The sequence below is a fragment of the Methylococcus mesophilus genome (assembly GCF_026247885.1).
GTDB classification, from domain to species: Bacteria; Pseudomonadota; Gammaproteobacteria; order Methylococcales; family Methylococcaceae; genus Methylococcus; species Methylococcus mesophilus.
Map to the genome: position 1 here is coordinate 323,924 of NZ_CP110921.1, position 17,612 is coordinate 341,535.

At 61.3% G+C, this 17,612-nt stretch carries 16 protein-coding genes and 2 pseudogenes; 17 read left to right on the forward strand and 1 reads right to left on the reverse strand.

All coding sequences use genetic code 11. From position 1 onward, the window contains the following. The first annotated feature begins 28 nt into the window (after positions 1-28). Together glgC and malQ are read left to right on the forward strand one after the other, a co-directional pair. Complete coding sequence (glgC, locus tag OOT43_RS01585) at positions 29-1,303, forward strand: glucose-1-phosphate adenylyltransferase (RefSeq protein WP_266022909.1); 1,275 nt, start codon at positions 29-31, stop codon at positions 1,301-1,303. Between the two features lie 104 nt (positions 1,304-1,407). Then, on the forward strand, positions 1,408-2,892 hold the full coding sequence (malQ, locus tag OOT43_RS01590) for a 4-alpha-glucanotransferase (protein ID WP_266022910.1): 1,485 nt from the start codon (positions 1,408-1,410) through the stop codon (positions 2,890-2,892). Here the strand turns inward: malQ and nadB are convergent. Continuing rightward, entirely contained in the window at positions 2,862-4,505 is a 1,644-nt protein-coding gene (nadB, locus tag OOT43_RS01595) for an L-aspartate oxidase (protein ID WP_266022911.1), read from the reverse strand. The genes malQ and nadB overlap by 31 nt on opposite strands. Before the next feature lie 178 nt (positions 4,506-4,683). Between nadB and rpoE the strand changes: the two genes are divergently transcribed. The 15 genes and pseudogenes from rpoE to miaB all read left to right on the forward strand — a co-directional run bounded on the left by rpoE (position 4,684) and on the right by miaB (position 17,611). Further along, positions 4,684-5,262, forward strand: a complete 579-nt coding sequence (gene rpoE / locus OOT43_RS01600) for an RNA polymerase sigma factor RpoE (RefSeq protein WP_317134080.1) — start codon at positions 4,684-4,686, stop codon at positions 5,260-5,262. 20 nt (positions 5,263-5,282) lie between these two features. Then, entirely contained in the window at positions 5,283-5,780 is a 498-nt protein-coding gene (locus OOT43_RS01605; RefSeq protein ID WP_266022913.1) for a sigma-E factor negative regulatory protein, read from the forward strand. A gap of 18 nt (positions 5,781-5,798) precedes the next feature. Further along, positions 5,799-6,797 carry a MucB/RseB C-terminal domain-containing protein gene (locus OOT43_RS01610; RefSeq protein ID WP_266022914.1) on the forward strand — a complete coding sequence of 333 codons (999 nt, stop codon included), beginning with the start codon at positions 5,799-5,801 and terminating at the stop codon, positions 6,795-6,797. 11 nt (positions 6,798-6,808) lie between these two features. After that, positions 6,809-7,249: a SoxR reducing system RseC family protein gene (locus OOT43_RS01615; RefSeq protein ID WP_266022916.1), complete on the forward strand. Its 441-nt coding sequence runs from the start codon at positions 6,809-6,811 to the stop codon at positions 7,247-7,249. Between the two features lie 58 nt (positions 7,250-7,307). After that, positions 7,308-8,729 (forward strand): DegQ family serine endoprotease, encoded by a 1,422-nt coding sequence (locus tag OOT43_RS01620; protein WP_266022917.1) that lies wholly within the window; start codon positions 7,308-7,310, stop codon positions 8,727-8,729. Then, positions 8,726-10,531 carry a translation elongation factor 4 gene (lepA, locus tag OOT43_RS01625; protein WP_394358027.1) on the forward strand — a complete coding sequence of 602 codons (1,806 nt, stop codon included), beginning with the start codon at positions 8,726-8,728 and terminating at the stop codon, positions 10,529-10,531. The genes OOT43_RS01620 and lepA overlap by 4 nt, the downstream gene beginning before the upstream one ends. Before the next feature lie 14 nt (positions 10,532-10,545). Continuing rightward, entirely contained in the window at positions 10,546-11,334 is a 789-nt protein-coding gene (lepB, locus tag OOT43_RS01630) for a signal peptidase I (RefSeq protein WP_266022918.1), read from the forward strand. A gap of 3 nt (positions 11,335-11,337) precedes the next feature. Beyond that, complete coding sequence (locus OOT43_RS01635) at positions 11,338-11,715, forward strand: DUF4845 domain-containing protein (protein WP_266022919.1); 378 nt, start codon at positions 11,338-11,340, stop codon at positions 11,713-11,715. Next, positions 11,712-12,404, forward strand: coding sequence for a ribonuclease III (gene rnc / locus OOT43_RS01640; RefSeq protein ID WP_266022921.1), 693 nt, complete (start codon positions 11,712-11,714; stop codon positions 12,402-12,404). Before OOT43_RS01635 ends, rnc begins: the two co-directional genes overlap by 4 nt. After that, complete coding sequence (gene era / locus OOT43_RS01645) at positions 12,401-13,282, forward strand: GTPase Era (RefSeq protein ID WP_266022922.1); 882 nt, start codon at positions 12,401-12,403, stop codon at positions 13,280-13,282. The genes rnc and era overlap by 4 nt, the downstream gene beginning before the upstream one ends. 75 nt (positions 13,283-13,357) lie before the next feature. Next, entirely contained in the window at positions 13,358-14,077 is a 720-nt protein-coding gene (gene recO, locus OOT43_RS01650; protein ID WP_266022923.1) for a DNA repair protein RecO, read from the forward strand. Between the two features lie 300 nt (positions 14,078-14,377). Then, a pseudogene (locus tag OOT43_RS01655) lies at positions 14,378-15,260 on the forward strand (transposase). A 57-nt stretch (positions 15,261-15,317) separates the two neighbouring features. After that, positions 15,318-15,440 (forward strand): annotated as a pseudogene (locus OOT43_RS20500) (BBE domain-containing protein); the annotation flags it as partial. 126 nt (positions 15,441-15,566) lie between these two features. After that, complete coding sequence (locus OOT43_RS01660) at positions 15,567-16,103, forward strand: hypothetical protein (protein WP_266022924.1); 537 nt, start codon at positions 15,567-15,569, stop codon at positions 16,101-16,103. A 134-nt stretch (positions 16,104-16,237) separates the two neighbouring features. Beyond that, positions 16,238-17,611 (forward strand): tRNA (N6-isopentenyl adenosine(37)-C2)-methylthiotransferase MiaB, encoded by a 1,374-nt coding sequence (miaB, locus tag OOT43_RS01665; RefSeq protein WP_266022925.1) that lies wholly within the window; start codon positions 16,238-16,240, stop codon positions 17,609-17,611. The last annotated feature ends 1 nt before the right edge of the window (position 17,612 follow it).

The window sequence follows — 17,612 nt, forward strand, 5'->3', positions numbered from 1 at the left end:
CAGCCAGGAACAGGAATAGGAGTCCCATATGCCCGAGTCGATGCACGCATCATCCCGTTTCGTAAGTCGGCTGACCCGGCAAACCATGGCCCTCATCCTGGCGGGCGGGCGGGGGAGCAGACTGCAGAAACTGACGGAATGGCGTGCCAAGCCAGCCGTGCCGTTTGGCGGCAAATTCCGGATCATCGACTTCCCTCTGTCCAACTGCGTCAATTCCGGGATACGCCAGGTCGGTGTGCTGACCCAGTACAAGGCGGATTCGCTGATCCGCCACATTCAGCAAGGCTGGGGCTTTCTGCGCGGAGAGCTCGGCGAGTTCGTCGACATCATGCCCGCCCAGCAGCGTCTGCAGGAGAGCTGGTACGCAGGTACGGCCGACGCGGTGTACCAGAATCTGGACATCATCCGTCAGCGCGATCCCGAATACATCATGATCCTGGCGGGCGACCACGTGTACAAGATGGACTACGGCCTCATGCTGGCCTACCACGTGGAACGGAAGGCCGATCTCACCATCGGCTGCATGGAGGTGCCGCTCGCCGATGCCAGGGCGTTCGGCGTCATGCAGATGGATGGCGAGCAGCGTATCCAGAAATTCGTCGAGAAACCGTCCGATCCGCCCGCCATGCCGAACCGCCCCGATCACGCCGCGGCTTCCATGGGAATCTACATCTTCAATACGGCATTCCTGTTCGAGCAGCTCATCAAGGATGCCGATACCCCCGGTTCGAACCACGATTTCGGGATGGATATCATTCCCCAGGTCATCCAGAAATACCGCGTCTTCGCCTACCGCTTTCGCAACGCTCAGAGCGGCGTGCAGTCTTACTGGCGCGATGTGGGGACGGTGGACTCGTACTGGGCAGCCAACATGGAGCTGATCGGTGTCGATCCTGAACTCAATCTGTACGACCAGGAATGGCCGATCTGGACCTATCAGGCCCAGACGCCGCCGGCCAAGTTCGTGTTCGACGACGACGACCGGCGCGGCATGGCGGTGGATTCGATGGTTTCTGGGGGCTGCGTCATTTCCGGCGCCGAAGTCCGCCACTCCCTGCTGTTTTCGAATGTGCGGGTGAATTCGTTCTCGCGCGTGCACGACTCCGTGATCCTGCCCGATGTGAACGTCGGGCGCCATTGCAGGATCAGCCGGGCGGTGATCGACAAGGGATGCAGCATCCCGCCCAATACCGTCATCGGCGAAAATCTCGAGGACGATCGCAAGCGCTTTTACGTCAGCCCGGAAGGCATCGTCCTGGTGACCCCCGACTGCCTCGGTCAGCGTCTGCATTTCCACCGCTGATCGAGAATTGAAAGTGCCGGCCGGACGCTACGCCTCCCGGTCTGGCGGGCGGGGCATGCCGGCCGGACTGTCGCTCCACCCGCTGTCTTCGGTGTCATAGCCACATGGATGCTCACGGAATATTTGATCGGCGCCGCGCGGGTATTCTGCTCCACATCAGTTCCTTGCCCGGCGGGCCGGGAAATGGGGATCTGGGGGCGGATGCCTTCCGGTTCGTGGATTTTCTCGCTGCGGCGGGCGTTTCGGTATGGCAGACGCTGCCGATCAATCCGACCCACGAGGATGGTTCACCCTACCAGTGCACCTCCGTGCATGCCGGAAATCCGCTCCTGATAGGGTTGGACTGGCTGGTCGAGCGTGGATTGCTGGAAGTCGATGTCATTTCCTCCACCGAGGATGCGAAAACGGTTCGGCATCAGGCGCTGCAGCGGGCCTTCGAATCCTTTCGCCGCCGGGGAACTTCCGATAGCTTGTGTTCTGCTTTCGGCGACTTCGTGAGCGCGAACGACTGGTGGCTGGCCGATTACGCCCTGTATGCGGCGCTCAAGGAGGTCAACGGCGGCCTGCCTTGGCAGGCCTGGCCCAAGGCCTTGCGCGACCGCAAACCCGATGCCCTGGCTTCGGCCGGCGCCTTGTATGCCGACATCATAGCCAGGGTCCGCTTCGAGCAGTTCGTGTTCTTCGAGCAGTGGCACGGCCTGCACGAATATGCCCGGCGGCTCGGAGTGCTGCTGTTCGGCGATATGCCGATCTTCGTCGCTTCGGACAGTGCGGAAGTCTGGGCCGGGCGGGACTATTTCGAGCTGAGCGAAGACGGTGAGCCGCGCGTCGTTGCCGGTGTGCCTCCGGACTATTTCTCCGCCACGGGGCAGCGCTGGGGAAATCCCCACTACAATTGGGAAAACATGGCGCGCTCCGGTTTCTCCTGGTGGCTGAATCGGTTGCGCACCCAGCTAAGTCTGTATGACCTGATTCGCATCGACCACTTCCGGGGATTCGAAGCGTACTGGGAAATTCCCGCCTATTCCGAAACGGCGATGGAAGGGCGCTGGGTCAAGGCTCCCGGCGCGGCACTGCTGTCCTGCTGCGCAGAGACATTCGGCGAAACCCTGCCCCTGGTTGCCGAGGACCTGGGCATCATCACCGCCGAGGTCGAGGCATTGCGGCGGCGTTTCCGCATCCCCGGCATGCGGATACTCCAGTTCGCTTTCGACGGCGGTCCCAGGAATCCCTATCTGCCCCACAACCATGCCGTTGACAGTGTCGTTTACACCGGCACCCACGACAACGACACGACATTGTCCTGGTTCGAGGGACTGTTGCCGGATCAGCAGGGCTATGTCTACGACTACCTGGGCCGGTCCGGGCTCCCCATGCCGGCGGCGCTGGTTCAAGCCGCCATGGCTTCAGTCGCGAGGCTGGCAATTGTTCCCATGCAGGATGTACTGGGGCTGGGAGGAGGGCACCGCATGAACACGCCGGGCACGGTGGGCGACAACTGGAACTGGCGTTTCGGTTGGACCCAACTGCGCGACGAGCACGCCGACCACCTGGCCCATCAGGTTCGCATGTACGGCCGGGCGGCCTGAGCTTGGAGCCCAGTGGGCTCGAGTATGGTGTTTTGCGGCGGATGAGTCTCGTCCCGTTCCGGATAGTCCAGCGTGAAATGCAGCCCGCGGCTCTCCTTCCTTTGCAGGGCCGAACGGATGATGAGTTCGGCGACGATCACCAGATTACGAAGTTCCAGCAGATCGCTGGTTACGCGGAAGTTGCCATAGTATTCGGCGATTTCCTGCTTGAGCAGTTCCGCCCGATGCAGGGCGCGCTGCAGCCGTTTGTCGGTCCGCACGATCCCGACATAGTCCCACATGAAGCGCCGGATTTCGTCCCAGTTATGAGACACAACGACCTCTTCGTCGGAATCCGTAACCTGCGACTCGTCCCAGTTCGGCAGCGGCGGGGGAGGAGGAATGTCGCCCAGGCGCTCCATGATGTCCAGGCTGGCCTGCTTGGCAAAGACCAGGCATTCCAGCAGAGAATTGCTGGCCATGCGGTTGGCGCCGTGCAGGCCGGTGCAGGCTACCTCGCCGACCGCATAAAGGCCTGAGATATCCGCCCGCGCCTGCCGGTCGGTCACTACGCCTCCGCAGGTGTAATGGGCTGCAGGTACCACTGGGATGGGCCGCCGGGTCATGTCTATTCCCAATTCCAGGCAGCGCGCATGAATCGTTGGGAAATGGCTCCGGATAAAATCGGCGGGGCGGTGACTGATGTCGAGGTAGACGCAGTCGGCGCCCAGCCGCTTCATTTCGTGGTCGATGGCGCGCGCCACGATATCGCGGGGAGCCAGTTCACCGCGGGGATCGAACCGCTGCATGAAGGGGCTGCCGTCGGGTAGCAGCAATCGGCCACCTTCGCCGCGCACTGCCTCGGAGATCAGGAAGGACCGGGCGTGAGGGTGGTAGAGACAGGTGGGGTGGAATTGAATGAATTCCATGTTCGCCACCCGGGCGCCGGCCCGCCATGCCAAGGCGATGCCGTCGCCGGTGGAAACGTCGGGATTGCTGGTGTAAAGATAAACCTTGCTAGCGCCGCCCGTAGCCAGCGCTATGACTCGCGCGCGGAAGGTGCGGGTCCGGTGGCTTCGCGTATCCAGCGCATAGGCGCCCAGCACGCGCTGCGGGCCGGCGAGGCCGAGCTTGCGCGAGGTGATCAGGTCGATGACGTTGTGGTGCTCGAACAGATCGATGCTCGGATGGGCGCGGGCATGTTGCTCGAGCGATGACTCAACGGCCCGACCGGTGGCGTCGGCGGCATGCACGACCCGCCGGTGGGTGTGGCCGCCTTCCCGGGTCAGGTGCAGATGATGGGCGCCGTCGGTGCTTTCGATTTCGGTGAAGGCTACGCCGTGCTCGAGCAGCCAGTCGATGCACTCCTTCCCCTGGGATACCACCAAGCGTACCGCCCCAGAATCGCACAGGCCGGCCCCGGCCACCAGCGTATCTTCGATATGCGATTCGAGGGAATCCTGGGCATCGAGCACCGCGGAAATACCGCCCTGGGCGTAACGGGTGTTGCCTTCACTCAAGGCGACCTTCGACAGGACGGCAACCCGCGCACGATCGGCGAGCCGCAAGGCCAAGCTGAGGCCGGAAGCGCCGCTGCCGATGATGAGCGCGTCGTAGGTGATGTCCTGGTCCATGGTATCGTCGTGTTAACGGCATGTTACAGTAAATCGGCATTGCGTTGAAGCGCGCTTCCGAACGTAAGATAATCAAAGCCCTGTTTCCGCCTATCCGTTCCAGCAGGGGATCGTGAATGTCCGCGGTTCCGAGGATTTCCCGGAAGGAAGTGGTGTAATGTCCAAGGCGATGCGTGGAATGGAGATGAGTGAAGAACTGGACGACGAGCTCGTCAGGCGGGTACAGCGCGGCGACAAGAGAGCTTTCGACCTACTCGTCAGAAAGTACCAATACAAGATCACCCAGCTCATTTCTCGCTACATCAAGGATCCGTTCGAATCCCTGGATGTGGCGCAGGAGGCCTTTATCAAGGCCTACCGGGCATTGCCGGGATTCCGCGGGGACAGTCAGTTCTACACTTGGCTTTACCGCATCGCGATCAATACGGCAAAGAATTATCTCGTCACCCGTTCGCGTCGGCCCAGCGAAGATGAATTTGATGTCGAATCTGCGGAACAATTCGAGAATGGCTCTCGTCTAAAGGATGTCGATACGCCTGAAGCCGCTGTCTTGAGCGATGAGCTGGCGGCAACGATTCAATCAGCGCTGAACGAGTTGCCGGAGGAACTCAAGCTGGCTATAACTCTGAGAGAGCTTGAGGGACTGAGTTACGACGAAATTGCGGAAGTCATGAGCTGCCCGGTGGGTACCGTCCGTAGCCGTATCTTCAGGGCAAGAGAAGCCATAGACAAACGGCTCCGGCCGTTACTCGATTGATTGAGGACAGGAACCGAGCGATGTTGGACGAGCATATGGCACAAAAGGCCTCTGTTTTCGTGGATAACGAAATGGATCTGGCCGAAGCGCGGGATTACTTCCGGCTGATCGAAAAACGGGAAGATGTCCGTTCGACCGTGAGTCGGTATTACCTGATCGGCGAAGTGCTCCGAACCGGCCGGACTCCCCTCGGTGGACAGTTGGCGGAGACGGTGGCGCGTCAGGTCGCGATCGAACCGTTGATTCTTGCCCCTGCAAGGGCGAAGTCCCCGGACACCTTCCGCAGGCACATCGTGACCGGAGCGCTCGCGGCATCCATGGTCGCAGTGGCGGTGTTCGTCTGGAGGGGCTTGAGCGGTTTCGCTGCATTCGACGGAGGCCTGTCCGGCGTGGCCTTGGCCGAGGCGCGAATGGATCCGGAAATGCAGGCCTATCTGCTGGCGCACAGCGGCACATCCCATGTGGCAGGTTCGGGGACGTTGATGCCATACATGAGGATGGTCAGTTATGAGCAATGACACAGTTCGAACCCTGTCATGTTCAGAGTTCGAATAATTGCGGCGGCTCTGGGGGCCGCCGTTGCGTATGAATGTCCACAACCGTCTCTGGCCGATGAAGCGCCGCATGCGCTCGGTGCTCGTGCGGGTGTGGAGTGGCTGTCGAATATGCGCGATGCCATGATCCGTCTCAATTATCGTGGCTTGGTAGCCTACGTGAAGGACGACAAGGTCAACAGCATGGAGTTCGTGCACGGTCTGTCGAACGGCGTCGAGCACGAGCGGCTTACCTCGCTGAACAGTCCGATGCGGGAAATCGTCAGGGACGGCGATCTGGTCCGGTTCTTTTTTCCGGAAACGAAGTCGGTCATGACGGAACGCGTGCCCACAAACCGTTCCTTCCTGGTCGATCTTCCCGAGTCGTTCGTCGGCTTGTGCGACTACTACGCGTTCCTGGTCGGCGGCCAGGAGTATGTCGCGCAGCGGCATGCGCAGAGCATCGACATCGTGCCGGTCGACGACTACCGATACGGGCGTAAAATTTGGATCGATACGGAGTCCCATCTGCCGCTTCGCTTCGAACTGCTCGATGAGAACGACAAGCCCGTCGAGCAGATGGTATTCACTTCGCTGGAGGTATCCGGTGAAGCACCCGGCCGGGGCGCGGCACCGGCGGCGGCGTCAGGTGCTTACTCGGAACAGTCGTCGAAGCGGGAGATCATACCCATCGAGGCGATGGACTGGAGCCTGGACAGCGTACCCGTGGGTTTCCGCATCAGCGGCTACAGCCGCATCCAGCATCCCCCGCTGAAACACCCCATTGAACATATATTGTTGAGCGACGGGCTCTCATCTGTTTCAATCTACGTGGACGAACTGAAGGAAGAGCCCTTCCTGGAAAAACTGAAAAGGATCGGCGCCGTGAATGCCTATACCCGGAAGATCGATGGCTTTGTGGTGACAGTGATGGGAGAGGTTCCGCCCAAGACTGTTCACATGATTGCCAACGGGATCCGATACCAGAAATCCGATGAATGACCGTGACGTGAATGATTGAGGAAGAGGCGGTGGTCACCGAGGTCGAAGGACGTTCGATCTGGGTGGAGAAGTTTCAGAAATCGGCTTGCGGAAGCTGTACCCAGGGCTGCAGCACCTCCCTCGTAGCCAGACTGCTGGACGGCAAGCCCATGCGCCTTAGGGTCGACGCGGAGGCCCCCGTGTCGCCGGGGGATCGAGTCATCATCGGGGTGGAAGAAGGTGCTTTGCTCACGGGTTCTTTCAGGATGTACCTGTTGCCCCTGTTTTCCCTCTTCGGAGGCGCCTTGCTGGGCAAACTGCTGGCCGACCAAGGGCTGTTCGCTTCGGCCGACGCGGGGTCGATCGCCGGGGGCCTGCTCGGTCTGGGGCTGACTTTCGTATTGCTCAAGTACTATCCCGGTCTACATCGGCAGAATCTTCACCCGGTATTCATCCGCCGCATTTCCCGTTAAGGTGCCCGGGCTTATCCGGGCGTGCTAACGGTCGCCGCCTTTGCATTCAGGAGTCACCATGTTTAATAAATACCGCTTTGCCGGCGCGATTTGTGCGGTCCTGGTTTTGGCTGCTCCCCCGGCCGTTCGGGCACAGCTTCCCGATTTCACCGAACTGGTCGAACAGAACAATGCCGCCGTCGTGAACATCAGCACGACCCAGAAAGTGGCGAGCAACGAACAACAGATGCCGGAGGGGTTGGACATTCCGGAGGGCACGCCGTTCGACGATTTTTTCCGGCATTATTTCGGCGAAGGTGGCGGCAGCGACGGCCAGCCCAGCGAGGCGAAGTCCTTGGGCTCGGGTTTCATCCTGTCGACTGACGGCTACATCATCACCAATCACCACGTCGTGAAGGGCGCCGATGAGATAGTCGTGCGCCTGCAGGACCGGCGGGAACTGGTGGCCAAGATCGTCGGCTCCGACAAGCGCAGCGACGTGGCCCTGCTTAAGATCGAGGCTACCCAGCTGCCCACGGTGAAGCTGGGGTCCTCCGAAAAGCTCAAGGTTGGCGAATGGGTGCTCGCCATCGGTTCGCCGTTCGGGTTCGACCATTCCGCTACCGCCGGCATCGTCAGCGCCAAGGGGCGCAGCCTTCCCAGCGACAATTACGTGCCGTTCATTCAAACCGACGTGGCCATCAACCCCGGCAACTCCGGAGGACCGCTGTTCAACCTGAACGGCGAAGTGGTCGGCGTCAATTCCCAGATTTACAGCCGCACCGGCGGTTTCATGGGGCTGTCCTTCGCCATTCCCATCGAAGTCGCCACGCAGGTGGTGGACCAGCTCAAGGCCGGCGGACGGGTTTCCCGGGGCTGGCTCGGTGTCCAGATCCAGGACGTGACGCGGGAGCTGGCCGAGTCCTTCGGCATGAAGAAGCCGCAAGGCGCCCTGGTGTCCAAGGTTCTGCCGAAGAGCCCGGCCGAGGCGGCCGGCGTGCAGATCGGTGACATCGTGCTGGAATTCAACGGACAGGCGGTGGACACGTCGGCTGCGCTGCCGCCCATGGTGGGGATGACCAAGGTCGGCGAAGTCGCCAGGATCAAGCTGTTACGCAACGGTGCTACCAAGGAGCTGAGCCTCAAGATCGGATCGCTTCCTGATGAGGACGAACCGGCCATGGGCGCCGCCGAGCCCGATGCCGTGCCGCTGAAACGCATGGGTGCCAGCGTAGCGGACTTCACCCCTGAGCTGCGCGAGCAGTTCGAGCTGCCGCGCGGTGGGGTTCTCGTCTACGGCGTCAATCCCGGTCCCGCCTACGATGCGGGACTCCGGCGGGGCGATGTGATCCTCAGGATCCAGGACAAGGAAATCAACAGCGTGAAGCAACTGGTGGAAATGGAGAAGAACCTGCCGGCGGGGAAATCCCTGGCGGTTCTGGTGCAACGGCGCGATGGCTCCATCTTCCTGGCGATGAAATTGAAAGACGAAAAGCAGTGACCGACCTGACGCATATACGCAACTTCTCCATCATCGCGCACATCGACCATGGAAAATCGACGCTTGCAGACCGTTTCATCCAGATTTGCGGAGGACTGAGCGACCGCGAGATGGCCGAACAGGTGCTCGATTCCATGGACATCGAGCGCGAACGCGGCATCACCATCAAGGCCCAGAGCGTCACCCTGGACTACAAGTCCAGGGACGGCGACATCTACCAGCTCAACTTCATCGACACGCCGGGGCACGTCGATTTTTCCTACGAGGTGTCCCGCTCGCTGGCGGCCTGCGAAGGCGCGTTGTTGGTGGTCGATGCCGCCCAGGGGGTGGAGGCGCAGAGTGTGGCGAACTGCTACACGGCCATCGAGCAAGGCCTGGAAGTCCTTCCGGTGCTGAACAAGATCGATCTGCCCTCGGCCGATGCTGCGCGCGTGAAGAGCGAGATCGAGGAGATCATCGGTATTCCCGCGGAAGACGCGGTGGAGATCAGCGCGAAAACCGGCTTCGGCGTGGATGCCTTGCTCGAAGAACTGGTGAGGAATATCCCGCCGCCCAAGGGCGACGCCGAGGGTCCGCTGCAGGCGCTGATCATCGATTCCTGGTTCGATAACTACCTCGGGGTGGTATCCCTGGTCCGGGTGGTGAACGGCTCGATTGCGCGCAAGCAGAAGATCACCATCATGTCGACCGGCAGGAGCCATCCGGTCGAGAAGCTGGGCGTGTTTACCCCCAAGCCGCTGGACAAGACGGTCCTGAACACCGGCGAGGTAGGCTTCGTGGTGGCGGGTATCAAGGACATCTTCGGCGCGCCGGTGGGCGACACCATCACCGCGACCGACTGCCCGACGACGGAAGCGCTGCCTGGTTTCCAGAAAGTCCAGCCGCGGGTGTTCGCCGGCCTCTATCCTGTCGAGTCGGATGACTACGAGAACCTCCGGGAAGCGCTCAACAAGCTGCATCTGAACGACGCCGCGCTGCATTTCGAGCCGGAAGTCTCGCAGGCCTTGGGTTTCGGCTTCCGCTGCGGTTTCCTGGGGATGCTGCACATGGAGATCATCCAGGAGCGGCTGGAGCGGGAATACGACCTGGATCTCATCACCACTGCGCCGACCGTGGTCTATGAGGTCGCCAGATCCGACGGCACGGTGGTTCCGGTCGACAATCCGGCCGATCTGCCGTCGCCGAACGAGATCGAGGAAATCCGCGAACCGATCATCGAGGCCAACATTCTGGTGCCGCAGGATTATCTGGGCGCCGTGATCAGCCTGTGTATCGAAAAACGCGGCGTGCAGAAGAAGCTGAATTATATGGGTGGGCAGGTGGCCTTGAGCTTCGAACTGCCCCTGAGCGAGGTCGTGCTCGATTTCTTCGACCGCCTCAAGTCGTGCAGCCGCGGTTTCGCCTCCTTCGATTACGAATTCCTGCGGTTCCAGGCGGCGCCCCTGGTCAAGCTCGACATCCTGATCAACGGTGAAAAGGTGGATGCGCTGTCGCTGATCGTGCACCGCGATATCAGCATGAACCGCGGCCGCGACCTGGTCGAGAGGATGAAGGACCTGATTCCGAGGCAGATGTTCGAAGTGGCGATCCAGGCCGCGATCGGCTCCAAGATCATCGCCCGTTCCACGGTCAAAGCCATGCGCAAGAACGTTTTGGCCAAATGCTACGGCGGCGACATCACCCGCAAGCGCAAGCTTCTGGAAAAACAGAAAGCCGGCAAGAAGCGGATGAAGCAGGTGGGCAAGATCGACATTCCCCAGGAGGCATTCCTCGCCGTCCTGCGCGTCAACAAGGATTCCTGATAACGGTATTTCCAATGGACTACGATTTCTCGTTTTTTCTCGTCGCCGCCACGTTCGTCACCGGTGCGGTTTGGGGCGGTTACGTGCTCTGGCTGAAGCGGCACCCCGTGCCGGAAGGCCCCGCCCACAAAGAGCCGCTGCTGGTGGAATATGCCCGGTCGTTCTTCCCGATCGTGCTTATCGTCATGCTACTGCGCTCGTTCCTGGTGGAGCCGTTCCGCATCCCGTCGGGTTCCATGATGCCAACGCTTCTGATCGGCGATTTTATCCTGGTGAACAAGTTCACCTACGGCATCCGCCTGCCGGTGCTGAACACCAAGATCGTCGAGATGGGGGAACCCCAGCGGGGCGACATCGTGGTGTTCCGCTTTCCGAAGGATCCGACCGTCGACTACATCAAGCGCGTGATCGGTCTGCCGGGCGACAAGATCGGCTATTACAACAAGCAGCTTTACGTGAACGGCAAGTCCATTGGCCAGACCTCGCTCGGCACCTACGACGGAGTGGGGCAGGGGGCCAGCATGAGCGGCGCCGAGCTGCTGTCCGAGGATCTGGAGGGCCTCAAGCACGATATTCTGATCCGCCATGGCCAGCCGACGGTGCAGGGCGAGTTCACCGTGCCCGAAGGCAGCTACTTCGTGATGGGCGACAACCGCGACAACAGCAACGACAGCCGCTACTGGGGCGTGGTGCCGGAAGCCAACCTGGTGGGCAAAGCCTTCTTCATCTGGATGAGCTGGGACTTCGAGAATGGCGGCATCGGTTTCTCGCGCCTCGGCACCGTGTTGAATTCCGGACGTTGAACCATGGGCGGCACGCCCCGCCATCAGCGCGGCCTGACTTTCATCAGCTTCGCCCTGCTGATGGCGGTGGCGGGTTTTTTCCTGCTGCTGCTGTTCCGCATCGGGCCGGTTTACCTGAATCACTACAAGGTCCGCAGTTCGCTGGAATCCCTGAAATCCGACCGGGAACTGCTGGAGAAGACCCGCGAAGACATCCTCAAGACGCTGGAGAAACGCTGGGACATCAACATGGTGGACACAGTGACGACGAAGGACGTGAGGATCATCCGCAGCGACGGCATTCTCCGCGTGCAGGTCGCCTACGAAGTGGCGCGGCCCATCATGGGCAACGTCGATGCGCTGATCCGCTTCGACGACCAGATCGAGGTCGAACGGCGTTGATACGCAGCCACGAGCACTTGGCGCGCAAGCTCGGCATCCCTTTCCGTGAGCCGAATCTGCTCCGGAACGCCTTGACCCACCGCAGTGCCGAAGGCGTAAACAACGAGCGCTTGGAATTCCTGGGCGACTCCGTGCTTGGGTTCGTGATTGCGGAGTATCTCTATCAGCGGTTTCCGTCGGCGGACGAAGGCGTGCTGAGCCGTCTGCGGGCGACCCTGGTGAATGAAACTGCCTTGGCGAAAATCGCGCGGGAGCTGGACTTGGGAGAATATCTGATCCTGGGCTCGGGCGAACTCAAGAGTGGTGGCTACCGCCGCGATTCTATCCTGTCCGATGCCTTGGAAGCCATTCTCGGCGCCGTGCTGCAGGATCAGGGCATCGACGCCTGCCGGGTGCTGATCCTGAAGCTGTTCGAGGGCCCGCTGTCCGCCTTGTCGCTGGACGACTGGAAAAAGGACCCGAAGACGCGTTTGCAGGAGCTGATGCAGGGGCGCGGCTTGCCTCTCCCGGTTTACACTCTGATCGACCAGTCGGGGCTGCCGCACGACCAGCATTTCCGGGTGCGCTGCGAGATTCCGCTGGGGGTCGAGCCCTGCCTCGGCGAGGGCAGCTCCCGCAAGAAGGCCGAACAACAGGCGGCGGAAAACATGCTCAACCGCCTTTCGGAACAAGCGAGGACTAAAGTTTGAAATCAGGCTACGTGGCCCTGGTGGGCCGTCCCAACGTCGGCAAGTCGACCCTGCTCAACCATCTGCTGGGCCAGAAACTCAGCATCGTCTCGCGCCGGCCGCAGACCACCCGCCACCGCATACTCGGGATCAAGACCGACGAGCGCGGCCAGGCCATCTATGTCGACACGCCCGGCATCCACGGCGGCGCGCAGCGGGCCATGAACCGTTATCTCAACCGCACTGCGATTTCCTCCCTGCTCGGGGTCGACGTCATCGTCTGGCTGGTGGACCGGGCCGGCTGGCTGCCCGACGACGAACTGGTCATGGCCCGGATCAAGGAAGCCAAGCTTCCCGTCATCCTCGCCGTCAACAAGGTCGACCGCCTCGAGGACAAGGACCTGCTGCTGCCGTTCGTTGCCGAGGCCGACGCCCTGGGGATGTTCTCCGACATCGTGCCGATTTCTGCACTCAAGGGCGTCAACCTCGCCGTGTTGGAAGAGCGTATCCTGGCCCTCCTGCCCGAGGGCGAGCCGATCTATCCGGAAGACCAGGTTTCCGACCGGCCGGAGCGTTTCTTCGTGGCCGAGATCATCCGGGAGAAGCTGTTCAACCGGCTGGCGCAGGAAGTGCCGCATGCGCTCACGGTCCAGATCGAGCAGTACAAGGAATCGCCCACCCTGGTCCGCATCCACGCCGTCATATGGGTGGAAAGGGAAGGGCAGAAGGCCATCGTCATCGGCAAGGGCGGCGAGGTTTTGAAACGGGTCGGCGAGGCGGCGCGCAAGGACCTGGAGCGCATGCTGGAGCGGCGCGTCTATCTTGAACTCTGGGTCAAGGTCAAGCGCGGCTGGTCGGACAACGAACGGGCGCTGCAAGGCCTGGGCTATGCCGAATGACCGGTATCTGAGGCTCGCTTTCCATAATCGGGCCGCAGACCTCACGGCGCACCGTCACCCCGCCCGGACCCACTGATGCCGGATGCGGGCGCCGCCACTCGTGTCCTGCTTGACAGCGCCTATCTTCTGCATCGGCGCGACTACCGCGAAACCAGCCTTCTCCTCGAACTCTTTACGCTCCAGCATGGCCGCATTGGCCTGATCGCCAAGGGCGCCCGACGCGGCAAGGCGGGCTTGGCGCCGATACTGCAGCCATTCCGTCCGCTGTTGGCCTCCTGGGCCGGCCGCGGAGAGCTCGCCACCCTGACCCACGCCGAAGCAGGCGGTGCCGATATCCGGCTACGGCACACCGCCCTGTTCTGCGGCTTTTACCTGAATGAACTCTTGGTGAGGCTGCTGCCGCTTCATGATCCTCACCCCGAACTCGTCGAAGTCTATCGAACCGCGTTGGCGGGGCTGGCCGCCGGGAGGGACCTCGAAGCCGTCTTGCGCCGTTTCGAACTCGCCTTGTTGGAATGCCTCGGCTACGGACTACAACTCACCGCCGATGCCCAAACCGGCGACGCCATCCAGCCCGATCGCCTTTATATCTACCGTATCGATACCGGACCGATCATCGCCGACTCGGACGATCCCGTCGCGCTGCACGGTGCAACATTACTGGCGTTGCGCGATGGCCGTTTCGATACCCCCGAACTCCGGACCGAATCAAAACGCCTGATGCGGCACGTGCTTGCCCATTATCTGGAGGGGCGCCCACTAAAGAGCCGGGAGCTGTTTCGTAACAGCACCTGATCAATGCTTCGCCATGCGGAGGTAAGCACGGATCAGGAAGTTCGTTTGCATTCTATTTCACGCGCAACCGATGGATCTGAAATAGCGGCATCGCAAACGAATTTCACGCGACGCGCTTATCGACGGAAGGAAGGCCCATACCCCGAGCGCGCTCCCTTGAATTTTCTAAATGAATTCACGCCTCTGTCATTCATGCGGCCATCCTTGACCCCGGCTTCAGTGAACCGCCCCGGGTTTGGTGGAGGCTCCAACCGTTGAGAAGATGGAGCCATGAAAAAGTCTTAGAAGTTTTCCCCCGAGGTGCGCGAGCGCGCCGTTCGTCCGGTGTTGGAGCTCCGCAACGAGCACCCCTCGCAATGGGCCGCCGTTGAATCCATTGCCGGCAAGATGGGCTGCACGCCCCAGACGCTGCTGGAGTGGGTGCGACGGCATGAACGCGACACCGGGCGACGAGAGGGTGCGACCTCCGCTGAGCAGCAACGCCTCAAGGAGCTGGAGCGCGAGGTGAAGGCACTGCGCAAGGCCAATGAGATCCTCAAGCTCGCCAGCGCTTTTTTCGCCCAAGCGGAGGTCGAACGCGTCTGGCAGGCCAACCTGCAGGTCTATGGTGCCGACAAGGTTTGGCGGCAGTTGAACCGAGAAGGTATCGCGGTGGCTCGCTGTACGGTTGAGCGGCTCAGGCGACGTCAGGGTCTACGCGGCGTCATCCGTGGCAAGTCGGTGCGCACCACGATCAGCGCCCCTGAGGCGCTCTACCCGCTGGACCGGGTCAACCGGCAGTTCAAGGCCGAACATCCTAGCCGGCTTTGGGTGGCGGACTACACCTATGTCTCGACCTGGCAAGGTTGGCTGTACGTGGCGTTCGTCGTCGACGTGTTGGCCCGGCGCATCGTCGGCTGGCGGGTGAGCGCTTCCATGCACACCGATTTCGTGCTGGATGCACTGGAGCAAGCGCTGTACGCCCGCCAACCAGGCCGAGACGATCAACGGACGGTACTAGGCCGAGTTGATCCACCGGCGGGCGCCTTGGAAGACCCGGGAATCCGTCGAACTGGCCACGCTCGAATGGGGGTCCTGGTTCAACCACTCCAGGCTGCTTGAACCCATCGGGTATATCCCGCCCGCAGACGCTGAGGCAAACTACTACCGGCAACTCGCCACTCAGGCCACCATTCCAGCCTGACTTAAACCAACCCGCCTCCACGATTCCCGGGGCGGTTCACTCCAGAACTTCGTCGATCCTTCCCTGAAAGACTGGGAAGAGGCCTATTACGGCAGCAATTTGACCCGCTTGCGTTCGATCAAGTCGAAATTCGATCCGGACAATCTCTTCCGCTTTCCCCAGTCGATCCGTCCGCAATGAAGGCGGCGAGAGTCGACCAAGAGCAGTTGACAGATGTCGCCGATAGGCATAAGAGGATTGGTCAATCCTGGCCGCTTAGGCCAGGAGACTTTCAGCTTGTACCTTCACTTAGGTAGGAGGCAGGTCATGAAACGACTGTATTATCTGACGGACGATCTCGACTGCGTCGAAAGGATTTCGAGTGCACTGCACAAGGAAGGTGTCTCGGACTGGAACTTCCATGTCATCAGCAAGAATCAGGCGGGGCTTTACCGCCGCCACATCCATTCGGCGAACTTCATCCAGAAATCCGACGCGGTGCGCTACGCCGAGCGCGGGGCCATGGTGGGATTCATCTTTTCCATCCTCGGCAGCGTTTATGTGGCCAGCGAGCAGCCGTTCGGTCCGGACATGGGCGGCATGGTTTATCTGGCGATTTTCGGATTTGTCACACTGTTCGGCGTCTGGGTGGGCGGGCTGATGGGAATGGCCACCGAGAATCAGAAGATCGCCGCTTATCATGGCGAGATTGAGGCTGGGAAGCACCTTATCCTCATCGATGCCAAGGCTGAAGAGGAAGAGCGCGTCCGTGAGCTGATGGCGCGCACGCATCCGGACGCTTATTTGCTGCGGGTGGGGTCGACGCTGATCAATCCCTTCAAATTCGCGCATCCTGCCGTCTGATCTTCGAGCGACAGCCGGTCCCTGCCTTGCTTGCCATGGAGGTACGGGCCGGCTTTCTTAATCGGGGCGGGCAAGTCTGCTAGAATGGTGCCATCCCCTGACGCTGATCCCCGACGGCCCTCCAACCCGAACACATGCCGCAAAAGCTCTACATCGAGACCTTCGGCTGCCAGATGAACGAATACGATTCCGCCAAGATGCGGGATCTGCTCGATGCTACCGACGGATTCATACTTGCCCGGACGCCCGAAGAGGCGGACGTTCTGCTGCTCAACACCTGCTCGATCCGGGAAAAGGCCCAGGAGAAAGTCTTTTCGCAGCTGGGGCGTTGGCGCCCGTTCAAGCTTCGGCGTCCTGAGGTGATCATCGGCGTTGGCGGCTGCGTTGCAAGCCAGGAAGGCGAAGCCCTGCAGAAGCGGGCGCCCTATGTCGACATCGTATTCGGCCCACAGACCCTGCATCGGTTGCCCGCCATGCTCGCGCAGGTCCGGCGCGATCGACGGCCCGTGGTGGACGTGTCGTTTCCGGCGATCGAGAAGTTCGACGCATTGCCGGAACCGCGCGCGGAAGGGCCCAAAGCTTTCGTATCGGTGATGGAAGGCTGCGGTAAGTACTGCACCTTCTGCGTCGTGCCCTATACCCGCGGCGAGGAAATCAGCCGCCCGGTGGACGATGTGATCGCCGAGATCGTCGCGCTCGCGGAGCAGGGCGTCCGCGAGATCAACCTGCTGGGCCAGAACGTGAATGCCTACCGCGGTGTTTTGGCCGATGGCGGCGTGGCCGACCTGGCTTTGCTGCTGCATTACGTGGCGGCGGTGGAAGGCATCGACCGTATCCGCTTCACCACCTCGCATCCGGTGGAGTTCTCCGACAGCCTGATCGAAGCATTCCGCGACATTCCGCAACTGGTGAGCCATCTGCACCTCCCGGTGCAAAGCGGCAGCGACCGGATTCTCGGGCTGATGAAACGGGGCCACAGCCGTGCCGAATACGCGGCCAAGATAGTCAGGCTGCGCGAGATTCGTCCCGATCTGAGCCTCTCGTCAGATTTCATCGTGGGCTTTCCGGGCGAAACCGACGAGGACTTCGAGGAAACCATGGCGCTGATCGAGCAGCTCGGTTTCGACCAGTCCTTCAGCTTCATCTTCAGCGCCCGGCCGGGAACGCCGGCGGCGGATATGGCCGACGACGTGCCGCTGGAAACCAAGCGTGCCCGCTTGGTTCGGTTGCAGACGCGCATCGCCGAAAATGCCGCGGAAATCGCGTCGCGGATGGTGGGCAGCGTGCAATCAGTACTGGTCGAGGGCACTTCACGCAAGGATTTCAGCGAGCTCAGCGGTCGCACTGAAAACAACCGGGTTGTGAATTTCGAAGGCCATCCCCGCCTCATCGGCCAGTTCGTCGACGTCGTCATCACCGAATCCCTGCCCAATTCGCTGCGAGGCCGGCTGGTCGGGCTGGCCGGCGAGTCCCCGTCCGCCCCATTGACGACCGCTCAAGTTGCCTAAT

Excerpts from the sequence above, each read along its gene's own strand:
- glgC (WP_266022909.1), top strand. The coding sequence starts at position 29 with ATGCCCGAGTCGATGCACGCATCATCCCGTTTCGTAAGTCGGCTGACC.
- malQ (WP_266022910.1), top strand. The coding sequence starts at position 1,408 with ATGGATGCTCACGGAATATTTGATCGGCGCCGCGCGGGTATTCTGCTC.
- nadB (WP_266022911.1), bottom strand. The coding sequence starts at position 4,505 with ATGGACCAGGACATCACCTACGACGCGCTCATCATCGGCAGCGGCGCT.
- rpoE (WP_317134080.1), top strand. The coding sequence starts at position 4,684 with ATGGAGATGAGTGAAGAACTGGACGACGAGCTCGTCAGGCGGGTACAG.
- OOT43_RS01605 (WP_266022913.1), top strand. The coding sequence starts at position 5,283 with ATGTTGGACGAGCATATGGCACAAAAGGCCTCTGTTTTCGTGGATAAC.
- OOT43_RS01610 (WP_266022914.1), top strand. The coding sequence starts at position 5,799 with ATGTTCAGAGTTCGAATAATTGCGGCGGCTCTGGGGGCCGCCGTTGCG.
- OOT43_RS01615 (WP_266022916.1), top strand. The coding sequence starts at position 6,809 with ATGATTGAGGAAGAGGCGGTGGTCACCGAGGTCGAAGGACGTTCGATC.
- OOT43_RS01620 (WP_266022917.1), top strand. The coding sequence starts at position 7,308 with ATGTTTAATAAATACCGCTTTGCCGGCGCGATTTGTGCGGTCCTGGTT.
- lepB (WP_266022918.1), top strand. The coding sequence starts at position 10,546 with ATGGACTACGATTTCTCGTTTTTTCTCGTCGCCGCCACGTTCGTCACC.
- OOT43_RS01635 (WP_266022919.1), top strand. The coding sequence starts at position 11,338 with ATGGGCGGCACGCCCCGCCATCAGCGCGGCCTGACTTTCATCAGCTTC.
- recO (WP_266022923.1), top strand. The coding sequence starts at position 13,358 with ATGCCGGATGCGGGCGCCGCCACTCGTGTCCTGCTTGACAGCGCCTAT.
- OOT43_RS01660 (WP_266022924.1), top strand. The coding sequence starts at position 15,567 with ATGAAACGACTGTATTATCTGACGGACGATCTCGACTGCGTCGAAAGG.
- miaB (WP_266022925.1), top strand. The coding sequence starts at position 16,238 with ATGCCGCAAAAGCTCTACATCGAGACCTTCGGCTGCCAGATGAACGAA.